At 32.5% G+C, this 21,319-nt stretch carries 20 protein-coding genes and 1 pseudogene; 1 reads left to right on the top strand and 20 read right to left on the bottom strand.

The genetic code is table 11. The features are described from left to right. The first annotated feature begins 15 nt into the window (after positions 1-15). A complete protein-coding gene (locus AKG39_RS06360; protein WP_083439450.1) occupies positions 16-639 on the top strand; it encodes an AAA family ATPase in 624 nt (207 codons plus the stop codon). A 118-nt stretch (positions 640-757) separates the two neighbouring features. On the opposite strand, the pseudogene AKG39_RS20980 reads toward AKG39_RS06360, so the two are convergent. From AKG39_RS20980 to AKG39_RS06270, 20 genes and pseudogenes are all read right to left on the bottom strand, one after another. Further along, a pseudogene (locus tag AKG39_RS20980) lies at positions 758-835 on the bottom strand (NAD-dependent epimerase/dehydratase family protein); the annotation flags it as partial. A gap of 174 nt (positions 836-1,009) precedes the next feature. Beyond that, positions 1,010-1,954, bottom strand: a complete 945-nt coding sequence (locus tag AKG39_RS06355) for a DDE-type integrase/transposase/recombinase (protein WP_050739539.1) — start codon at positions 1,952-1,954, stop codon at positions 1,010-1,012. Between the two features lie 103 nt (positions 1,955-2,057). Further along, complete coding sequence (locus AKG39_RS20455) at positions 2,058-2,483, bottom strand: DUF6431 domain-containing protein (RefSeq protein ID WP_278277924.1); 426 nt, start codon at positions 2,481-2,483, stop codon at positions 2,058-2,060. A gap of 182 nt (positions 2,484-2,665) precedes the next feature. Further along, positions 2,666-2,806, bottom strand: coding sequence for a hypothetical protein (locus AKG39_RS20245; RefSeq protein ID WP_164730790.1), 141 nt, complete (start codon positions 2,804-2,806; stop codon positions 2,666-2,668). Positions 2,807-2,971: 165 nt separating this feature from the next. Further along, positions 2,972-3,889 carry an NAD-dependent epimerase/dehydratase family protein gene (locus AKG39_RS06345; RefSeq protein ID WP_050739537.1) on the bottom strand — a complete coding sequence of 306 codons (918 nt, stop codon included), beginning with the start codon at positions 3,887-3,889 and terminating at the stop codon, positions 2,972-2,974. Between the two features lie 159 nt (positions 3,890-4,048). Next, positions 4,049-5,413: a lipopolysaccharide biosynthesis protein RfbH gene (rfbH, locus tag AKG39_RS06340; protein ID WP_050739536.1), complete on the bottom strand. Its 1,365-nt coding sequence runs from the start codon at positions 5,411-5,413 to the stop codon at positions 4,049-4,051. Next, positions 5,414-6,481, bottom strand: a complete 1,068-nt coding sequence (gene rfbG / locus AKG39_RS06335; protein ID WP_050739535.1) for a CDP-glucose 4,6-dehydratase — start codon at positions 6,479-6,481, stop codon at positions 5,414-5,416. A 6-nt stretch (positions 6,482-6,487) separates the two neighbouring features. Then, positions 6,488-7,261 carry a glucose-1-phosphate cytidylyltransferase gene (gene rfbF, locus AKG39_RS06330; protein ID WP_050739534.1) on the bottom strand — a complete coding sequence of 258 codons (774 nt, stop codon included), beginning with the start codon at positions 7,259-7,261 and terminating at the stop codon, positions 6,488-6,490. Between the two features lie 30 nt (positions 7,262-7,291). Then, the gene (locus tag AKG39_RS06325) at positions 7,292-8,221 is read right to left on the bottom strand and encodes a glycosyltransferase family 2 protein (RefSeq protein WP_050739533.1); all 930 of its coding nucleotides are present in this window, start codon (positions 8,219-8,221) and stop codon (positions 7,292-7,294) included. Positions 8,222-8,295: 74 nt separating this feature from the next. Continuing rightward, positions 8,296-9,849, bottom strand: a complete 1,554-nt coding sequence (locus AKG39_RS06320; RefSeq protein WP_050739532.1) for a lipopolysaccharide biosynthesis protein — start codon at positions 9,847-9,849, stop codon at positions 8,296-8,298. A 177-nt stretch (positions 9,850-10,026) separates the two neighbouring features. Next, the gene (locus AKG39_RS06315) at positions 10,027-11,208 is read right to left on the bottom strand and encodes a polysaccharide pyruvyl transferase family protein (RefSeq protein WP_050739531.1); all 1,182 of its coding nucleotides are present in this window, start codon (positions 11,206-11,208) and stop codon (positions 10,027-10,029) included. Positions 11,209-11,768: 560 nt separating this feature from the next. Further along, positions 11,769-12,893, bottom strand: coding sequence for a non-hydrolyzing UDP-N-acetylglucosamine 2-epimerase (gene wecB / locus AKG39_RS06310; protein WP_050739530.1), 1,125 nt, complete (start codon positions 12,891-12,893; stop codon positions 11,769-11,771). Positions 12,894-12,898: 5 nt separating this feature from the next. Beyond that, positions 12,899-14,008: a capsular polysaccharide biosynthesis protein CapF gene (locus AKG39_RS06305; RefSeq protein WP_050739529.1), complete on the bottom strand. Its 1,110-nt coding sequence runs from the start codon at positions 14,006-14,008 to the stop codon at positions 12,899-12,901. 1 nt (position 14,009) lies between these two features. Then, positions 14,010-15,026: a polysaccharide biosynthesis protein gene (locus AKG39_RS06300; protein ID WP_050739528.1), complete on the bottom strand. Its 1,017-nt coding sequence runs from the start codon at positions 15,024-15,026 to the stop codon at positions 14,010-14,012. Positions 15,027-15,341: 315 nt separating this feature from the next. Then, positions 15,342-16,448, bottom strand: coding sequence for a glycosyltransferase (locus tag AKG39_RS06295; protein ID WP_050739527.1), 1,107 nt, complete (start codon positions 16,446-16,448; stop codon positions 15,342-15,344). 219 nt (positions 16,449-16,667) lie between these two features. Beyond that, complete coding sequence (locus AKG39_RS06290) at positions 16,668-17,807, bottom strand: EpsG family protein (protein ID WP_050739526.1); 1,140 nt, start codon at positions 17,805-17,807, stop codon at positions 16,668-16,670. Between the two features lie 69 nt (positions 17,808-17,876). Beyond that, positions 17,877-18,779, bottom strand: a complete 903-nt coding sequence (locus AKG39_RS06285; RefSeq protein WP_160316156.1) for a glycosyltransferase family 2 protein — start codon at positions 18,777-18,779, stop codon at positions 17,877-17,879. A gap of 170 nt (positions 18,780-18,949) precedes the next feature. Continuing rightward, on the bottom strand, positions 18,950-19,912 hold the full coding sequence (locus AKG39_RS06280; protein ID WP_050739524.1) for a glycosyltransferase: 963 nt from the start codon (positions 19,910-19,912) through the stop codon (positions 18,950-18,952). A 40-nt stretch (positions 19,913-19,952) separates the two neighbouring features. Next, on the bottom strand, positions 19,953-20,843 hold the full coding sequence (locus AKG39_RS06275) for a glycosyltransferase (protein WP_050739523.1): 891 nt from the start codon (positions 20,841-20,843) through the stop codon (positions 19,953-19,955). A 143-nt stretch (positions 20,844-20,986) separates the two neighbouring features. After that, positions 20,987-21,214 (bottom strand): hypothetical protein, encoded by a 228-nt coding sequence (locus tag AKG39_RS06270; protein WP_050739522.1) that lies wholly within the window; start codon positions 21,212-21,214, stop codon positions 20,987-20,989. Positions 21,215-21,319: the final 105 nt, after the last annotated feature.

Genomic DNA, 21,319 nt, shown 5'->3' with positions numbered 1-21,319 from the left:
TCATTAGCGTGAAATATTCAGCTGACCGAGTCACTGAGTCAGGATCACTATACCGTTTTGTATCTCTCCGATTCCAAGCTGACCCCCCGGTGGTTTTACAAAGGGCTGCTGGATCAGCTGGGGATTGAATCGAAATTTTACCGGGGCGATGCCAAGCGTCAGCTGCATAAGGAAATTGAAATCATCCGGGGCGTGCATCAAAAGCAGGTGGTAACCATCATTGATGAAGCCCATCTGCTGGCCAAAGAAACCCTCGAAGAAATCCGCTTTCTGCTCAACTATAAAATGGATTCGATGAGTCCCATGGCCCTGATTCTGGTCGGGCAGAATGAACTCTGGGACAAGCTTAGGCTCCATCAGTACGCTGCCATCCGCCAGCGCATTGATATCAAATGTGAACTTCCGCAGTTTGACCGGGCCCAAACCGGGGAATACATGAAACGGCATTTAGACTACAGCGGCTGCACCCATGAAATCTTTACCGAAAAGGCCATGGATGAAATCTACCAGTACTCCGCGGGTTCAGCCCGAGCCATCAACAAGGTCGGAACGCACGCCCTGATGTACGCGGCTCAAAGAGCCAAAAAGATCATCGATGATCATATGATAAAGCTGGTGATCGACGGCGAATTGCCATAAACAAAGTTCTTATCCATAAGCCATGGTGTCAACGCATTATGGCTTAATAACAGCACGGATGAGGCATGATATTTGGCTGTTTCTGGCAAATGGGCATGACTGTTTCAGGACAACGATAGATAGCTATTACATCTAGCAGTGCAAGACAAGTATGGGAGCCAATATAACCTGCTCCTCCGGTAACTAGTATATTCATTTTAAAATGCACCTTTCTTTGTCAATAAGTTATGTGAAAAGTTCTTTTAGTTCGTCGCTATATCTTCCAAATGCGAACTAAATTCCATTTAAGCTACTGGAATTATCAAGTTAAGTGACAGGCACCGTCAAATCTACCTACTTGCCGAAGACAATATTTAAATGACCATTCCAGCTAAGTCGCAACAAGTTTATAAGTTGGTGTCAGGCACCGAGCCCTTTGGTAATAAGCACTGATCCAGTCATCGAGCATCTGGTTTAAATGATCCAATGTTTTTGGCTTTGACAGGGCCGCTTCGGCGAGAAAAGCATCCAGATAGCGGTTAAAGACTTCTATTTTCCCTTTCCCCTCGGGATGGTATGGTTTGGCATAACACAGCCGGATATCGAGCTTGGCACAGGCGTTGGTGAGCCAGGTGGAGCGGTACTGCTTGCCATTATCAACGTAAATGGCATCGGGTTTGCCGTACTGCATCAGGGCACTGCGCAGGCTGTCTTCAATGATATCGACCTTCTGGTTGTCGTAAAACTTGGCATGAACGATGTACCGGGTGGCATCGTCAATGAAGGCGGACAGGTAAACCTGTTTGGGCTTGCCGTTTTTACCAATCGGCAGGTACGGGCCGTACTTAATATCGCCCTGGTACAGCATGCCGCGGTGTTTCTTTTGAAACCGGCGGGAGGCACTGCCTTTCTGCCGATACAGTTTCATCTGTTTCGATGCATAGCCATTTTTCTGCAGATGCCCCTGGAGCGTGCTGCGCTTGAGGTCGCCCGGTTTGGCATAGCCTTCCATTTCCAGGATCGTGATAATCTGGGGCACACTCCTTGACGGCAGTTCCCGCCGCAGAATAATGGCCTGCTCAACCACCACATCATAATTGGGTGGCAGGGTGTGGGCATTCCGGCGCTTGCCGGTTTTCGGCTTGAGTCCTTCAAACCCTTCCTTTTGATAGGCGGCAATGTACCGCCCCAGTGAGCGTGGGGAGGTGCCCTCTTTTTGACTGATGTCATTTTTTAATGCGGTGATCTTAGCCGGATCCAGGCCCTCCTCCAGGAGTGGGGTGATATACATCAATCGCTTGGCCGCAATATCGTCTCGTTTTGTTTCCGTATTCATGAGCATGGCTCCTTTCATTCTTGATGAGATAATGAAAGTATACTATGCCTGTCCTCTGGACAAAATGCAAAGCAGGTGTGTCTCTTTTTTTTGAGAATATGGCTTAATTCCCGGAATTGGCAAGCTGGCGCATGGCTTTCTTTAACCATCCGGGTCCGGTATTGCGCAGGGATTGGAGTAAAGAAGTGGGCTCCATCAGTGGGATGGCCGTCCGGTGAAAAAAGAGTCCGATCGCCATCAGAATGCCATTGATCGTTGCAGTCGCCTGGCTAAACCACTGTTTCCATCGCCTAATGGTCGAACCTTCCGCCGGGCAGCTGGTGGTGGCCTGATCCAAAACGTCCTCAATCACCTGCGAGACATAATGCTTGAAGGGCTGCAGAAAATCCGGCAGTTCGGTATGGATTTTCCCACAGGACCGGCATTTCAGCCGTCGGATCCTTAATTCAAGCCGATCGCCTTTGCCATTGCGGCAATGCCGGTTGCGGCTGTCTTTGACCATGAGTGAACCGTCACAATAGGGACAGATCGAATCTTCTTTACTCCTGATAAAAAATCTGTTGTTCGTTATTGAAAATCATCTCGTACTGTGATATTATTATCATGTTTTAGGGGCACCCCAGTACGGCGGCAATCTTGTCGGATATAGTCGTATTGGGGTGCTTTTTCTTCACCTCCATGCCAGTTGATACTGGCATTATATATGGCTATTCACGGCATTGCAAGCGAGCCGTTTCTTGACAAACTTCCATCCCTAAAACACCAAAGAGCTTCTTTGGAAGGATAGCCCAACTCACGAACTACGGTAGAGTAACTCATATCGTATTGAATAAGCAATTTGACAGCTTTCATGTGATACCTCCTGGTATTATACTAAGTCCAGGATTATGTCCGCACCCCCAACGCTAAACTTTTCAATTGACAAACACAATATTCATTCACGATTTATAAAATCGTGCTTTTTAATGGCCGTTTTTCGGAGGTTTCACAGGCACCGTCACCTGTTGAAATAATCAGTCAAAAACGTTTGCTTTCAATGTAATCAATTAGTCCCATAAAGATATCCACCGAAAATTTTTCATCAATATTATCTTTGAATTTTGAAATATCCAATTTAAAATCCATTATTTCATTTTCTCTATAAGGTATCCCTCCAAAATCAATCACTGAATCTGAATTTATGTATCTTTTACAAAACTCCATTAATTTTTTTAAAGTTACACTATCACCAGATGATAGATTAACAATTTCCCCAATAAAATTTCGACTATTTCGCAACATCAGCTTTATACCTTTTGCAAAATCATTTACATAAATAAAGTCTCTCTTTTGTTCTCCCGGTGTGGTTATAATTGTATTATTGTTCATTAATTGATTAATAATGTATGGAATAAATTTACTTTCTTCTTGATATTGCCCAAATAAATTACCAGGTCTTACAACTGTTATTGGAAATTCAAAATTTTGATGCAGCATTATAGCAGTGTTTGTTGTTATTTGCTTGCATAATGCATAAGGTGAATTCGGATTCTCTCTATCAATCTCATAAAACGGACTTTTGATATTGCCATATTCTTCGCCTGATCCAAAATGCAAAAATAGTTTTAAACTTTTTAAATTTTTTGATGCATTATACAGTTTTAATAGTACTTTTAAATTAATATTAATCATATCATCAAACATATCAATATTTCTTTCTGCAGTAACTATTGATACTAGATTAATAATATATTGAGGAGATTCTTTATAAAGAATCTCCTCAATATTGTTGTCATTTATCAAATCACAAGCATAAAACTTTAATTTAGGGTATTGAGATTTAAAACACTGTTCTAATTTTCTATCAACTACAACAATATCATATTCACTGATTAGATTTATTATTAAGTTTTTTCCAATAAAACCAAACCCACCTATAATAAATAACTTTTCCATTTCTAATGCCACCTTAAATATTTATGAATATTTTTCATTCATATTTCAATTATTCTGATATTACTTGCTCATACATACTAATCAAATATTTTCATAACAATGATCAAAACGGTTTTTTAATAATCAACTTAAATTTCAACAAAAGCTACCCAAGTAAAACTATAAACTAATGTTTTTACTTGATTTTTGAGCATAAATAGCGTCTTTGATCGTTTTTGCCATAAAGTCAATCATTGCATCTGTCATTCCTGGATAAACACCTACCCAGAAAGTATCGTTCATTATTTTATTTGTTTCTGATAAGTCTCCGATAACCCGATAGCCTTGCTCCGTTTTTCTCATTTCATCAAAACAAGGTTGTTTTATTAGATTCCCTGCAAAAAGCATTCTAGTTTGTACACCCTTTTCCTCAATATATTGTACTATACTATTTTTATCAATTTCATCTTTACATGTAATAAGGAACCCAAACCAACTTGGCCTAGAATTTTCGCAGGGTTCAGGCAAAATCAATTTATCGGAAATTTCTTCTAATGCTGCCTTTAATCTGTCAAAATTATATCTACGTCTTTCTACAAATGAGGGGATTTTTTTTAATTGCGCACAACCAATTGCAGCTTGCATGTCTGTAGCTTTTAAATTATAGCCAAAATGCGAATAAACATATTTATGATCATAACCAAATGGTAATTCACCATACTCATTATCAAATCTATGACCGCAAAGATTATCTATCCCAGATGGACATACACAATCTCTACCCCAATCTCTTAATGAACGAATGATTTTATTTAAAAGCGAATTATTCGTATAAACAGCACCACCTTCTCCCATTGTCATATGGTGGGGCGGATAAAAGCTAGAAGTTCCAATATCACCAATAGTACCCGTGTATTTTTCCACACCATCAATTGTATACTTGGACCCAAGCGCGTCACAATTATCTTCAATTAACCAGAGATTATTTTTATCACAAAAATTTTTCACAGCCAATAAATCAAATGGGTTCCCAAGTGTATGCGCAATCATAACTGCTTTCGTTTTAGAAGTTATCGCTTTTTCCAATTGAGCTACATCTATATTATATTGGGGAATTGTAAGATCTACAAATACCGGAACCGCACCATATTGAATAATCGGTGTAACAGTAGTTGGAAAACCAGCTGCTACAGTAATGATTTCATCCAATTGTTTTACCTGTCTGTCCCCAAGAAGAGGGGAAGTCAAAGCCATAAATGCAACTAGGTTAGCAGATGAACCAGAGTTAACTAATGTACAATGTTTAATTCCTAAATATTTTCCGAACTCTTCCTCAAACTGATCAGTATACCTACCTGACGTTAACCAAAATTCCAAAGAACTATCAACAAGATTTACCATTTCCTCATGGCCATAGTATCTCGATGCATAAGGAATTCGATCTCCTTCTTTATAATGGTTCTTATTATGATAGGTATCACAATATTCTGATACCATATCAAGTATTTGTTTTTTTGCTTCTTTTTCTGTTTTATACTTGAACATTTATTCTATACCCCCTTGTAAAAAATCATCATTCTGCTTATCCATAATTGAAGAAATATTATCACCATCAAAGAATGCTATTGTCCATTCAACTGTTTTTTCTATTGTTATTTCAATATTCCATCTTGGCTTCCACCCAAAAACAGTCTTTATTTTAGAACAGTCCAGCTTAAGAAAATTTGCTTCATGAGGACCCCCATCAAATTTATTTACCCAAGTCTGCTTTATTCCTGTCGCTTTTTCCCATTTACTACAGAATAAATTCACAAGCTCCCCAGTTGTAATACAATCACTCTCATCTGGCCCTATATTATAATAGTCAGCATATTTATTGTTCTGATATTGCTTCTGTATGATCATCAGATATGCATAAAGAGGTTCTAAGACATGCTGATATGGTCTTGTTGAATATGGATTACGAATAATAATAGGGTCCTCATTTTTGACAGCCCTTACACAGTCAGGTATAATTCTATCATTTGCAAAATCACCGCCACCAAGGACATTACCAGCTCTAGCTGTAGAAATGGCAATATCCCTATCAAAGAAAAACGAATTTTTATAACTATGCGTCACGAGCTCAGAACAAGACTTACTATTCGAATACGGATCATACCCATCTAGCGGATCACTTTCTCTGTAACCCCAAGCCCATTCACTATTTTGATACACTTTATCCGTTGTTACATTGAGAAATGATTTTACACAAGTGTTCTTTCTAACACACTCTAGAATATTCACAGTTCCCATAACATTTGTTTCGTAAGTACCTCTAGGATCAGAATAAGAATCTCTAACTAAAGGTTGCGCTGCTAGATGAATTACAATCTCTGGCTGTGCTATATCAAATGACATTTTTAGATGCTCAAAATCGAGGATATCACCAATAATAGAATTCATTTTATTTTCAATCTTAGAGAGCCTAAACAAACTTGATTCTGTAGGTGGTGCCAGAGCATATCCTGTAACAACTGCTCCCGAATTGATAAGTATCTTACTTAGCCAAGTTCCTTTAAAACCGGTATGTCCGGTCATAAATATTCTCTTGTCTCTGAAAAAATCCAGCATTATTTATTACCACACTTTCCATGGGGCTTGATCATTTAACCAAAGTTTTTCCAATAATTCTTTATCTCTCATAGTATCCATACACTGCCAAAAGCCATGATGTCTGTATGCTTTAAGTTGGCTTTCTATGGCAACTTTTTCCAAAGGTTCTTTTTCAAATATAGTTTTATCACCTTCGATATAGTTGAAAATCATAGGATCCAATACCATAAATCCTCCATTTATCCAGCCACCATCTTCTATTGACTTTTCTTTAAAACAATTAATTTTTTCACTATTATCAATGTCTAGCATTCCAAAACGTCCACCCGGCTGTATGGCTGTAATTGTTGCTATTTTTCCATGTGATTTGTGAAACTCAACTAATTTATCTATTTTAACATCCGAAACACCATCTCCATATGTGAGTAAAAATGTTTCATCGCCAATATAATCTTTTACTCTTTTTATTCGACCACCGGTCATCGTGTTGAGACCAGTATTAATTAAAGTAACTTTCCACGGCTCTGTATTGTTATTGTGAATCGTTATTTTGTTCTCCGACTTAAAATCAAATGTCACATCCGACATATGCAAATAATAGTCCGAAAAATACTCTTTAATAACATATTGCTTATAGCCACAGCATATGATGAAATCGTCATACCCAAATGATGCAAAATATTTCATAATATGCCAAAGAATGGGTTTTTCTCCAATTTCTATCATTGGTTTTGGGATTAAATGGCTTTCCTCACTGATCCTTGTTCCGTAACCTCCAGCTAGAATAACTACTTTCATACATTCACTCTTTCTTTATATTTAGACCGATTAATCTACGTATTTTAAATTTTTATTATACTTATAACCTTTATAAATATAATTGACAGCTGCAACTAATTTACCACCTATAATTAGATTTTTTGCTATGTGCAAACAATCTTTAGATTTTCTAGTATTGTACTTATGTAAGACCTCAGTTGTGACTTGCTCATTGCATGTCTTTAATTCGTTATCTAAGACAATGAATTGAGGTGAAACAAAGCACCTTCTATGATGGATTTTATAACTTAGCTGATTCTTTGATACTCCATATATCATAAGAACCTTTTGAATATCAACAATCTCATATTCCCTAGCAATTGGTAACCATAAGCTTAGATCACTAATTAATGCCTCTTTTGCATTGTTAAGACCTACTTGATTTATTACTGACTTTTTTGTCATAAACGTAGGGCATGCTACCGGGATGCCGTATAATAGAGAATATTCTAAAAATTCTTTATAATTATAAGTAATGAGGCTTTCTTCCTCTAGCTCTTTATCTTGATTGTTTAAAACTGGTTCTGTAATTTCGAATTCTTGATCCAAGAATTTCTCATTTAAGATTTCTTCATTACTCATTTTAGAAAAAACTGCACCAACTTTTGAATCCAGTAGATATTTTAACTGTTCTTCTATAATATTAGGATAATAGTAATCATCACTATGAAACAAACAAATTATTTCAGATTCTGCACAATTTAACGCCCTAACAAAGTTGTAATTCACTTCTAGGTGATCTTCAAAATATAAATACTTAATCTTTTTATTGTTGAAGCTTTCTACAACATCTTTCGTATTATCGGTTGATGCATTATCAACTACTATAATTTCGATATTTTTGTATGTCTGTTTTAAAATGCTTTTCAACGCATTGCCAATTGTGTTTGCTCTATTGTATGTAGGTATACATACTGTAACTTTATCCTTGTACTTCATTAAACCCTCCACATTTTTTTATTTTCATCTTTTTTAATTTCGACGTTTTATAATATTTGCTTTATAATAACAAATTATGATAAATTTTCTAATCTTTTAAATTTATTAACCATAGCTTTTTGTATTATTTCCCAAATATATTTAAACTCCTCTGTTTGTTTAAATGCTAAGATTATCAATGCATTTGGTATAATTAAACACATTAAAGCCTTAAAACTAAAATTAATATACATATTGCTAAAACTGATGCTATCCGCAATAAATGAAGTTGTTGTCATAATCACTATTGCAAAAACAATATAATAAAAATATCTTCTGAAATAGATGCTTTTATTCATTTTAAACACATATTTATACGTATTCCAAGGCAAAACTAAAGTATTCAATTGCGTGCTTAATGTTGCAGCAAATAATATTCCAAATAGCCCCATATCAAAAACTGTTAAAAATAAAATGCATAAAACCAAATTTAAAATTCCTTCAATTATTGACCACCATTTAAAAAATGGGTAAGGACTATATAGTCCAGCACTATTTCTTACCATTCCTATTGAACTATTCATACCTCTACATAGAAAATTGGTAACAATTATTATTACGATACTCTGATTCAGGACTGCTTCATTGCCCAGCCACATTAAAATAAAAGGATTCAATAAAACAATTAAAGCTGTTGAACAAAAGGCGATTAACCAGAAATTAAAAAAGAATATTATTTTATAAGTTCTGTGAGCATCCTTCATGGACTTATTTACAAGAAAATTTCCAAAACTAGCAGTTATACCGCTAAAAACTTGCGCATTTAACATAGTTACAGTAGTTATTATCAATAAGTAATTGGAATAAATTCCCACCATCGATACACCAAGAAAAATTGCAATCAGGACATTGTCTGTTCCAGAAACAAAATATACTGCCATTTGCACCAAAAAAAGTGCTTTTGCATTTTTTATAATCTCAGATTTAATTTCTGGAGCTAAAACAATTTTGTTTTTTTCTTTAAGATAGGGATATCTCTTTCTTGCGATATAATAAAATAATAAATTTGACATAATTCCCATTATTAATTTAACAGTTAAATATATTATGAAATTATGTGTAGTTATAATAATAATACCTTGCAATACTAATATTATAATAGAAAAGCATGTTTGAACTGTATTGATCACATAATTCTTTTGGTCAGCAGAGATAATATTTTTTATGTATGCAAGTAAATACGATAAAACTGCATCTGTTAAAAATATAAGGAAGATAATATTTAAATAAAATTGATCAACATCCACTTTAGCAATAATTTTAATAAACGGTAGTAATGAAATTCCAATAATTCCAACGAATAATGCAATGTATTTATATAATTTTGAATATAATTGCATTATTGCACTAATTTGTTCATGATTATTATCTGCTAAAGGTTTGTATAAACTAAAATAAATAGCACCGCCAATACCAAGTTCTGCTAGACTTAGCATAGCTATAATACTATTGAAGAGACCATTAATTCCAAGTAACTCAAATCCCATAATATCTACAAAGATTTTTCTAACGAAGAAACCCAACAATATCAAGATTATTTGAGATGATATTCCAGTCATTATATTTAATATTGAATTTCTTTTTCTCATTATTACTCCCTAAATTTTAATATTTTCCACCCCTTCGCCAGAATGTTACAGATGGCTTCTGCCTACCATCGCTCTAATAGGTTTTTCAACGATTATGTATATTTAATAAATTCCACATAGTAAATAACACTAGTATCATCATAATCATTGTTTCAGTTTAGACTTTTATTGAAAATATTAGCTTGACATTTTCAATAAAATTTCTTCGTTTATTTTAAACTTTTTACGTATCTCTTTTAGCTGAGTATTAATCTTTTCCTTCTCATATTCTAAATTATTCAATTTAGCATCACAGCATGATAATATCTCATCAATATTATTTACTATCTTATCATAACGGAAAACACACTCCTGTTGATTAATTATCTCAAAGAAAGCATCTACCTTAGGTTGCCACGAAAATCCAATTACTGGAATATGCTGTGTATATGCAATAATCATGGAGTGCATCCTACAGCCAATTAGCAAATTAATTTTACTATACAAATAAATTAAATCATCAAAACCTGAAATATACATTACCTCCAAGTTTGAGGATATAATTTCTCCGTACACCTCATTAATCATTTCATAATCATTTAAATCTGTTGAAAAAAGTATTACTTTCGAATTAGTTTTGCTCAATATTCTAAGAATTAATTCTATATAACCATTTTTAATTTCAATGTATTTTTTTTGTTTTTCTTTTACTAAACGATTATCAAACAAATTAATAGCAATAATATTATCCGTCTTTGAACGATTATCTTCAACACAGTAAGGTAACATAAATACAGGATCAATTGTTAAAATTGCTTTCTTATCTTTGTAATATTTATTATATATCTCTTTTGATTTTGAATCCCTAAATGTGATAACATCACACATATTCAGTGCATCAACGGCTTTTTTTTCCTGCAAATCGGTAACAAAAGGACCTATTCCTATGGAAATGGCAAACACTTTCTTATCGCTTTTTTTTGCAATATCAATAATGGTCTTAAATGTTTTTGCTGAACAAGAAAATTTATCAACATCGAAAATCATGTTCCCCCCACCAATAATTATTATGTCATTCTCGACAATTTTTTCTTCAATTTGAATTTCTAGCTCATTTTTATGGTTTCCTCGATACCACTCTAAAATTTTTTCTAAACGACAAATAAGAATCAAAATATATAGATTGTTTTTAAATATTTGTTTTTTCTTAATTCCTCGTACATTATCCATACCATTGATATCTGAAAATCCAAAAGGGTTTGATCCATAACTCATCTTAACAGTGCAAAATTTTATTTTTACATAATTATAAAGAATGTCTGATATTACCAAATCTCCAAGATTATCGCTATTGAAAAAACTAATTAGTAGACATTTCACTTATTACCTCCCCAATTTTTACTTCTTACTTTATTAAATGATTGCTATTTCTAACTGTGCTATAATATTTTTTAACTTTTGAATCTTTTAGTGCTTGAAAAATATAACACTTCATAATTGAAATATCTTGGAATTCAATGTATTTTTAACCAAATTGTAATGATAACTCTCGTTCTAAGTTTCAGTTTTAGTGAGATCTTTGGGTTTCACCTCAAATTTCATTGTTTTAATCTTACTACAATCAAAAAATGATTTATTCTGAATAATCTAAACTATTTTGATCCCCCATGGCTCCGCCACGACGGTATATTCAATTCCATGTAGTACCCGAGTATGTGAGATTAGGGAAAATCTACTTTGGACAAATTATTTGGAGCTTCGACGTTGATGCTTTGGACTCATCAATCAAAATATTTAACAAGAGGCTTTATATCAGCTACTCTTATTACTTTATTAAAAATACATCTAAAAGATCCAATATTAGGAATTTTGATAAAAGCATTCTCGTTGTTTTAGTATTTTAGATCGGTTAATACTTATTTCTATAAATTTAATCGAATTCACTTCTTCCAAGTAACTCTATTTACGTAATCTGTATAAGACAATATAATACGTAGTACTTTATCCGATACATTGGGCATACTATAGTCTCCAACAAACCTTAATGTATCTTTTTCTTGAGTCTCCAATATCTCTAGCCCCTGCAAAATTCTTTCTTTCCCAAGCCCAACCATCATAACTGATGCTTCTTCCATAGCTTCAGGTCTTTCATGTGCCTGTCTAATATTAAGTGCTTTAAAGCCCAGAATTGATGATTCTTCACTAATGGTTCCGCTATCACTGAGAACCGCTTTCGCTTTTATTTGAAGCTTTACATATTCGTTAAAGCCTAGTGGTTTCATTATCTTTATCAATCGATTAAACTCAATTCCTCTAGCCTCAATCATTTTTCTGGTTCTGGGATGCGTACTCATGATCAACGGTATTTTATATTTTTCTGCAATTGCATTCAAACTATCAACCAAGTCCAAGAAATTTATTTCTGAATTGATATTTTCTTCTCTGTGGGCTGAAACCACAAAGTATTTTCCTTCGTCAAGATCTAATTTTTCTAAAATATCAGATTTCTTTATATCTTCTTTTCTTGAATTTAAAACTTCAAACATTGGACTACCAGTCTTGATTATTCTATCAGCAGTCAATCCTTCGTTTAATAAATATTCTCTAGCAATATCACTATAGGTTAAATTAATATCTGATGTATGGTCTACAATCTTTCTATTAGTCTCTTCTGGAACTCTTTGATCAAAGCATCGGTTGCCTGCTTCCATATGAAATATTGGAATATGCCTTCTCTTGGCCGCAATGACTGTAAGACAGCTATTTGTATCCCCTAGGACTAAAAAAGCATCTGGTTTTACGACCTCCATAATAGGATCTATCTTAACAAGTATATTTCCAATTGTTTCCACTGCAGTTCCAGTAGCAGCATTTAAAAAATAGTCAGGTTTTTTCAACTTAAAATCTTTAAAGAATATTTCATTTAACTCATAATCATAATTCTGACCAGTATGAACTAAGATGTGTTCTATAGCTTCTGATGCTTCCAATTTATTAATAACAGCAGACAACCTAATTATTTCTGGTCTAGTGCCAACGACTGTCATGACTTTTAATTTTTTCATAAGTTCTACACCTCCAAATAATATGTGTCAGGTTTTTGGGGATCAAAGGCTTCATTGGCCCACATAATAGTAATCATATCATCATCTCCAAGGTTTTCGATGTTATGAGTGTAACCAGTTGGAATGTCAATGACTTCGAGCTTTTCGCCTGTTACACGATAGTCAATGATGTCATTTTCGTCGATTTTACGAAATCGTATAATCCCTTCACCCTTAACCACCAGAAATTTTTCATTTTTAGTATGATGCCAATGATTACCCTTGGTAATTCCAGGCTTTGAGATATTCACTGAGACTTGTCCATGTTCCGGGGTTCGAATAAACTCAGTAAAGCTTCCACGGTTGTCGATATTCATCTTTAGTGGATAGGCAAACTTATCTTTAGGTAAATAGCTTAAATAAGTGCTGTAAAGTTTCTTTGTAAAGGGATCTGCCATATTAGGTACACCTAAATCTAGTCGGCTTTCTTTAAAGGAAATCAACAAATCGGCAATTTCTCCCAGAGAAATGGTGTAAACAGTCGGAACTGCATAGTAGTTATCTTTTTTATTGGCTTTGCCCTTAAGTGCGTTAATGAGTTCTTCTACGAGATCATCAATGTAAATCAAGTTCATTTCAGTTTTTCTATCGTTTATCTGAATAGGTCGTGCACTGGCAATATTGTCACAAAATGTTGCAACAGCGCTGTTATAATTGGGTCGGCACCATTTCCCAAAGACGTTGGGAAAACGATAGATATAGACAGGTGCTTTCGTTTCTTTTTCATAAGCAAGCATCAAATCTTCTCCTGCTTTTTTACTTTGACCATAAGGGTTATCCATGCTTGCCTGGGTGGAGGAGGCAATCATGATGGGGCTTGAGTTATTGTGCTGTTTCAGATTTTTCAGAAGGGTGGATGTGAAACCAAAATTTCCCTGCATAAACTCCTCCTGGTTTTGAGGACGGTTAACCCCGGCAAGGTGAAATATGAATTCGGCGTCCTTGCAGTAAGCATCCAGATTGCCCTTATTGGTATCGAGGTCATACTCAAGAATATCAGTGTAGTTTTGGTTATGAAGCTCTGCAACGAGGTTTTTTCCGATAAAACCTTTGGCTCCGGTTACAAGGATCTTCATGCTATTTACTCTCCCAGGTTTTGATTTCATCTTTTATATACTGAAGTGTAAGAAGCTTTTCTTTGATGCCGTCAACATCCAGCTGGTAGGTATTGTTAGAATTGTATTCTTCAAGCCCAATGCAGTATTCGCAGCCTTCACTGTAAAATTTGTCATAGTTAAGATCTCTTGTATCTGCCGGAACTCGGTAGAAGCCTCCCATGTCCTGGGCAACCGCTGCTTCTTCCTGAGTCAGAAGGGTTTCATACATTTTTTCACCATGGCGTATACCAATGTGTTTAATAGGATTATCGGCATTAAAGAGCTCTTTCACCGCCTGGGCAAGGTCACCCACAGTACAAGCTGGTGATTTTTGTACCATGATGTCTCCGGGTTTGGCATTTTCAAAAGAAAAGAGAACCAGTTCAACGGCTTCTTCAAGGCTCATAATAAACCTAGTCATTTCAAGTTCGGTCACAGTTAATGGTCTCCCTGATTTAATCTGTTCGATAAAAAGAGGAATAACTGAACCTCTGGAACACATGACATTTCCGTAACGAGTCCCAGTAATCAACGTGTCTGTAGTATTTCGTGATTTAGCGATAAACACTTTTTCCATCATAGCTTTCGATGTACCCATCGCATTGACTGGATATGCTGCTTTATCTGTGGATAAGCAGATAACTTTTTGTACTCCGCCATCAATGGCAGCATTTAACACGTTATCAGTACCGATCACATTGGTCTTTACTGCCTCTAATGGGAAGAATTCACAGCTTGGAACTTGTTTTAAAGCTGCAGCATGAAAGATATAATCAACACCATTCATGGCATCTCGAAGGCTATCTCTATCCCGTACATTTCCTAAATAGAATTTTATTTTTTCATTATTATAAGCTTTTCGCATGTCATCTTGTTTTTTTTCATCCCGTGAAAAAATACGAATTTCTTTAATTTGTGTTTGTAAAAATCTTTTAAGCACAGCATTTCCAAAGGAACCTGTGCCTCCTGTTATGAGCAATGTTCTGTTTTTAAACATAATAGTAACATTCCTTTCTATACAATAAAGAGATAATACAGAATCCCTGTTCTTACTTAAGTTAATTTTAAATATTAACCTAGTCAATTTGAACTGTAAATTGTTCCTTTTTTTATAATACCTAACACAACAATTAATAAACAGTGGATATATTTCAAGGCTACTAACTTGCAATTATATTTTATTTCTTGCTTTTTATATTTTGTCGTTGATATTATTAGTTAAATTTATGATCTGTTTAAATACATCCAATTATTTTTTGAAAGTTAATATTTGATGGACATGCCACCAGATGGGGTAATCAGAACACATCAATCAATGAATATTGTAAAATTTTTGTTTAAATCTTCGATTATCTATTACTTCAAAAATAGTATTTTTTATTTTTTGTATTGTCTTATATATATCTACCAAAAATGAATGCACTATTAATATGAACCCTAGTAATTGATACAATTTATATTTAGTAAAAAATCTTACTATTTTCATATAGAAATCTTTGCATTCAAATGCAGTAATTAGTTCTTGTGTTAGGTTATCTTCACATACATATTTGAGTTTCTGAACCTTCTCACTATATGTTAACTTGCATTTACTTCTAAAGCAAATTTTTATACAATGCATAACAGCAAATTCCATGAATAACTTTATAGATTCTTTGTTTTTTTTAAAAAGTCCATAATAATTAAATATATCTAGATACAAAACGTATATTTGTTTGTAATTGTCCCACCAAAATTCAACTGGTTTCGCAACTTTTGTTAAACTGCTTAATGTATCTAACCTATAGTGATATAAAGATTCATTAATAATAGTAACTTTCTCAATGTAATATAAATACTCAATATTAAATAAAAAATCTTCCGCAAAAGATCGATCTTCTTGAAACATGATTTTATTATTTATTATAATATCTTTAATAAATATTTTATTGCACGGACTTCCTATAAATGGATTAGTTTTATATTTTACAATAAAGTTAGTCAAATATTGTTGAATAGAACAGCTCACTTTTTTCTTCACTGGTATAAGATCGTGCCTTAATCTTTTATCTTTATAATAAATCTCTATATTACATATTGGTAATGTAGCGTCTATTTTAACTTCTTTCATTAAGGTATCAGTCATATTTTTTTCTAAAAAATCATCACTATCCACAAATTGAATGAATTTTCCTTTAGCAATTTGTATTCCTTTATTTCTAGCTACACTTACTCCTTCATTCTCTTTATGAACGACAACTATATTGTTATGTCTTTTTGAATAAATGTCACATATTTCACCGCTTCCATCGGTAGAACCGTCATTAATAAGAATAATTTCAATGTTTTTATAAGTTTGGTTCAAGATACTGTCTAAACATTTATTTAAGTGATTTTCAACATTGAATATTGGAACAATAATGCTGACGAATTCTCTCATTTAATCTCCCTCATAATTCATTTAAATTCATTACATATATTTATACATTGCAAATATAAATTTAGCTCTTCTAAGTTAATTAAGTTAATTTTTATCTACTGCTAAATATTTATGATAATAGTATTTTTTTTGCAGAACTCCCAATATGACACCAAACTACAAAACACGGTACTACAATTTATCCTAAAAAACAATTATACTATTCAAGGATTAAATTTTCTAACCAAAAATATAATTATACTTAAAAATTGAATTTATTATACTTTCACCATATAACATATATATCTCAATAAAAAAGAGAATACAATTATACGTAATACATATTGAAATAAATCCTATCTTCTTTATACTTCTCGGCGGTAATGACTTTCCTACAATAATATACACCAAGAGATTGAGAGGAATAATATTTCGCATCAATCTTGAAAATGTTGACCAAAAAACATAAAGTGGCAAAAATAAAAACGCATAAACATTAATCCAAAATATCAGATCAATATATTTAAATTGCAAACTGTTGCATTCTATTAAACTAGGATTAATGCTACTAACTGCCCATTTATTTATTTTCTTATTATTTTTGCTCGGAATATAATTTTTATTTGCCCAATACAACAAAATAAAATTCACAGATTGTATTGCCCAAAATAATATAAATCCTAGATTTGTTTGTTTATATGCAATAGTTAAAACTTCATCATCAAAAGAACCTATAGTATTTATCATAAGCTGGGAAATAAGATTCAAACCAGATTGATTTAAAGCAATTAATACTAGAAATATTATGCCTATACCAATTAAGAATTTCAAAAATACTGTTTTCTTAATTTTAGGAATAATAAATAATGGTATATATACTACAAAAGTCACCTGTATAGAAGCAGCAATTAATACTAGTAAAATATATTTTATTATATCTTTTATATTCTCACTTAGAAGAAACGGTATCGCAAATATAAAAATGGCCATTGCTAAAAAATTCCTTATTTGTACTACATCCATCAGAAATGGATAAATAAAATAAAGAAGGTAAAATGGAGATTGATTTTTAATTAGTAACTTGACCGTATGATGAATTAATAAAATTCCAACAAGAGATATTATCATTCGGAAAGTTGAATAATCAAAATTGAAAAAATTAAATATCCGTTCAAGAAACATATACCCGAATTCAAAACTTCCTGGTATCAAATAAGAATACCCCATCTGATAAGCATAAATATCAGGATTTTGAGTATTCGCCCCCATTAATATCCAAAGAAGCAAGAGTATAAATAGGGTTAGAATCTTCGAATGTTTTTTAAATATTGAATTAACAACGTTGACAAAATAAATAAATATTGTGACTAATATACTCAAACTTGGCTCTCTTTCTTTGATGTTTTATCAATCCGAAATATAGTTTAACTAATATTTCTGTTTGGCAATCTATAAAGCATTTAACAAAACCGAACACACAAACGCAAAGTTAAATGATAATCTATCTTCTTTTATATCTTTGTCGAAAAGCAGGTTTATTTTATTTCTAAGACTTATCCTGTAAAATGCTACTCTCTCAACTTTATCTATATTTTCTTTATGCATTAACTCTGAGTAACCTTTTAATAGTTCTTTTGCATCCTGCTCCCTAACATGACTTCTTTCAGTAAATAAATTCTTAACCCTTTGTTTATAAATATCGTATATACTTATATTCCCACCTGTGTAATTATTTCCATGTTGCCTATAAGAAATATGTGGTATTTCATCAAACACCACATTCCCTCCAATTGCTAAGCATACTTTATAAATCCAGTTATCATGTGAATTATTTTTCACATAGTCATGTTTTCTAATAACTTCAATTAATGCATGATTAAATAATTCTGTACATCCAGTCGCACAATAGAAAATCAAAGCTGAACCTAAAGTGATTTTAGGATTATGCTTATTTGACTTAATAAGGTTTAAATTATAATCAACCAATCTAGTATTTGAAAAGTATAATCCAGGTTCTTTATCATCAAATTTTTCTAAAAAAGATACCGCAACTTTTAATTTATCTTTATCCCATATGTCATCTTGATCACAAAATGCATAATAATCACTTTTAGGAGAATTTTGGATTAAATTCATAAAACTTTTTGCTGGTTTCATATTATCCCCATTATACCAACTAAGGACACCTTTACTCTCCCATTCAATTAACATTGGAATGGTATTATCAGATGAACCATCATCGCGCACTAAAATTTCAACTCTCACACCTTCTTGTAATATTAGACTTTTAATTTGATCATCTAGGTACTCTTGTCCATTAAATGTTGAAAGTAGTACTTGAACTTTTTTCATTTTTATTCCTCCAAAAAATTCTTTGAAACTTAGTTTAATTATTTTCATACAATATGATAATCTGAACATGTTAATTCTCTTGAAAATCAAACTAAGCTATTAATAATCATACTCAATAAAAGCATCAATCCTTTATTTAATTAAATTGCAACTACTTTTGCTTTTATTTATTATTTTCGAACAAACATATTGATATAAATTTTTTTTATAAGTTCTCGAATATAACAATATGATATCAAATTCACACTTATTATTGGAATGATTAACCTATACTTCGCTGATATATTTTTTGCAAATTCAAAAGATTTATTAGCATCAATTCTTCTACCATTTAGCAAAGCATATTTACCTATACGAAATAAGTATTCACCTTTTTTTACATTCGAACTTGCAAACGTATAATTAATGAGTCTTTCCCAAAACTCATCTTGTTCCCAATTATCTTTTGAGTATTCTATTGTATTAGACACTTGAGCACTATGCATTCTACCTTGTACTAATATTTCGGGAATATAATTAAAATTATAATTATTATATAATAGTCGATACCAATATTCAAAGTCATTGAGTAATTTCATATCTTCTCTGAAATTGCCAATATCAAAAAAGCACTCTTTGTTCAATAGAAATGAACATCCATTGAGTTTTATGACCTTTAGCGCCTCTATCATTATTTCTAGATTTGAAAGTCCCTCTATTTTTCTGTTCTTCCATTTGAATAATAGCTTACCATTTTTATCAATCATTTCACTATTTGTGTATATGACTTGTTTTTTTAAATCTATCTTTGGATTTACTTTTAATTTGGTTCTTAACAGTTCTATTTGATCTTCTATCTTCTGCGGATAGTATAAATCATCATGACTAAGCCAAGAAAACCATTCGCCTAGCATATTATCAATGCCTACATTAAGTGCTGAAGAAGACCCTCCATTTTCTTTTTTAAAATATCGAACCTTATTTTTATAACTATAGATTAACTTCTCTGTCTCTCCATTATCTGTAGAACCGTCATTTACAATAATGATTTCTATGTTTTTATATGTTTGTTCTAATGAACAATCAATACTCTCTTTCAAATAGTTTGTACCATTATAAACTGGAATAATAATTGAAACTAATGGATTATACACTTAAATCTCCTACTTTACATAATTTTTTATTTCTCAACAATTACCATGTAATGCTTTCATCAGGCACTTTTCCCATGATTTTTCGTTTAAAGTCTTTATATCCTGTTTCACAAGCTTTTATTTTTTTCCACTTATTTTCTTCTCCAATAATTATGTTAACCATAATCCTAATTAAGTCAATTTTGCTCCTAGTCTTTAACAGGAAATTTTTCTTAAATCTTTCTTGTAAAAATAAATTGTTTCTAAACATATAGTAGTATCTAATTTCTGCATGATGAAGTATATTGAATATGCGATTAAAAATAGTATTCTTAACTTTACCTCCAACTTGTTGATTAAAACAAGAACTACCAACCCTTAGCAGTTTAAAATCCATTTCTGTTAATCTAGCGCATAAATAATTGTCAACATAACCTATAAAGTAATCGTCTATTGGTAATACCTTTTTTAAAGCTTTTACATTTACAAAGCTACCTGATGTCATGCAAAAATCAACTCTTTTGATGTCACTCTTTTTAATAACAGGTTTTCCAACGATAAAGGCGTTCAACTTTTCATCGAAATATAACTTTGAATAATTGGGAGAATAGATACCTACGTTTTCATCAAAGTTTCCATTGATAAAGTCTTTCATGGTTTTTATATTCTCATCAGTGTAAAGGCTATCTTGGTCCATTGTTAATATGATTTCGTATTCTCTTTCAATGGCTCGATAAAACGCATAATTAAGAGCCTTTGCCATACCTTCATTTCCATTCATTTTATGATATAAACAATTTTCATAATGCATTAATTCATTTGCAATATTTATCTTTTCTTTTTCTGAATTATCAATCACTAAAATCTCATCAAAGTTATTGGAATATCTACTTATTCTTTTTATTGCATCTTCATCTGGATTATAGAAAACAATCGCTGCCGCATATTTCACTAAACTGTCCTCCAAGGATATCTTTTATATATATTTAATAATCTCTTTACTCATTTTTTTATCAGCTCATTTTTATAGATTTCCTGCATTTCGTTCTTAACTTTATCAATGTCAAAATCTGTGGTTATGCTACTAATTTTTACTCATAGTTCAGTATCATCAACTAATTTATACATTGCAATAGAAAAGGCATTTAACAGCATTCTATTCCTCCATATTAATATAATCTTTATTCCATCAACATATGATGATATTAATGGTAATCCCGCAGAAATAACTTCAAGTGCGGCTATGCTTGGTTCCCCTTTTGGATGAAAATACATAAATATCTGAAGACTACTAAGTTCTGCAATGTCAGTTCTGAATTCCAAAAGGAGAACTCTTTTTTTATACTTAGTTCAAAATACCGTTCTTTCTGATATCTTTAAAATTAACCAATGCCAAATATAAAATATCACAAATTTTTATTTTATGGA

This window comes from Acetobacterium bakii (genome assembly GCF_001263355.1).
Classification (GTDB): Bacteria; Bacillota; Clostridia; order Eubacteriales; family Eubacteriaceae; genus Acetobacterium; species Acetobacterium bakii.
This window is presented reverse-complemented; position numbering and strand designations above follow the sequence as displayed.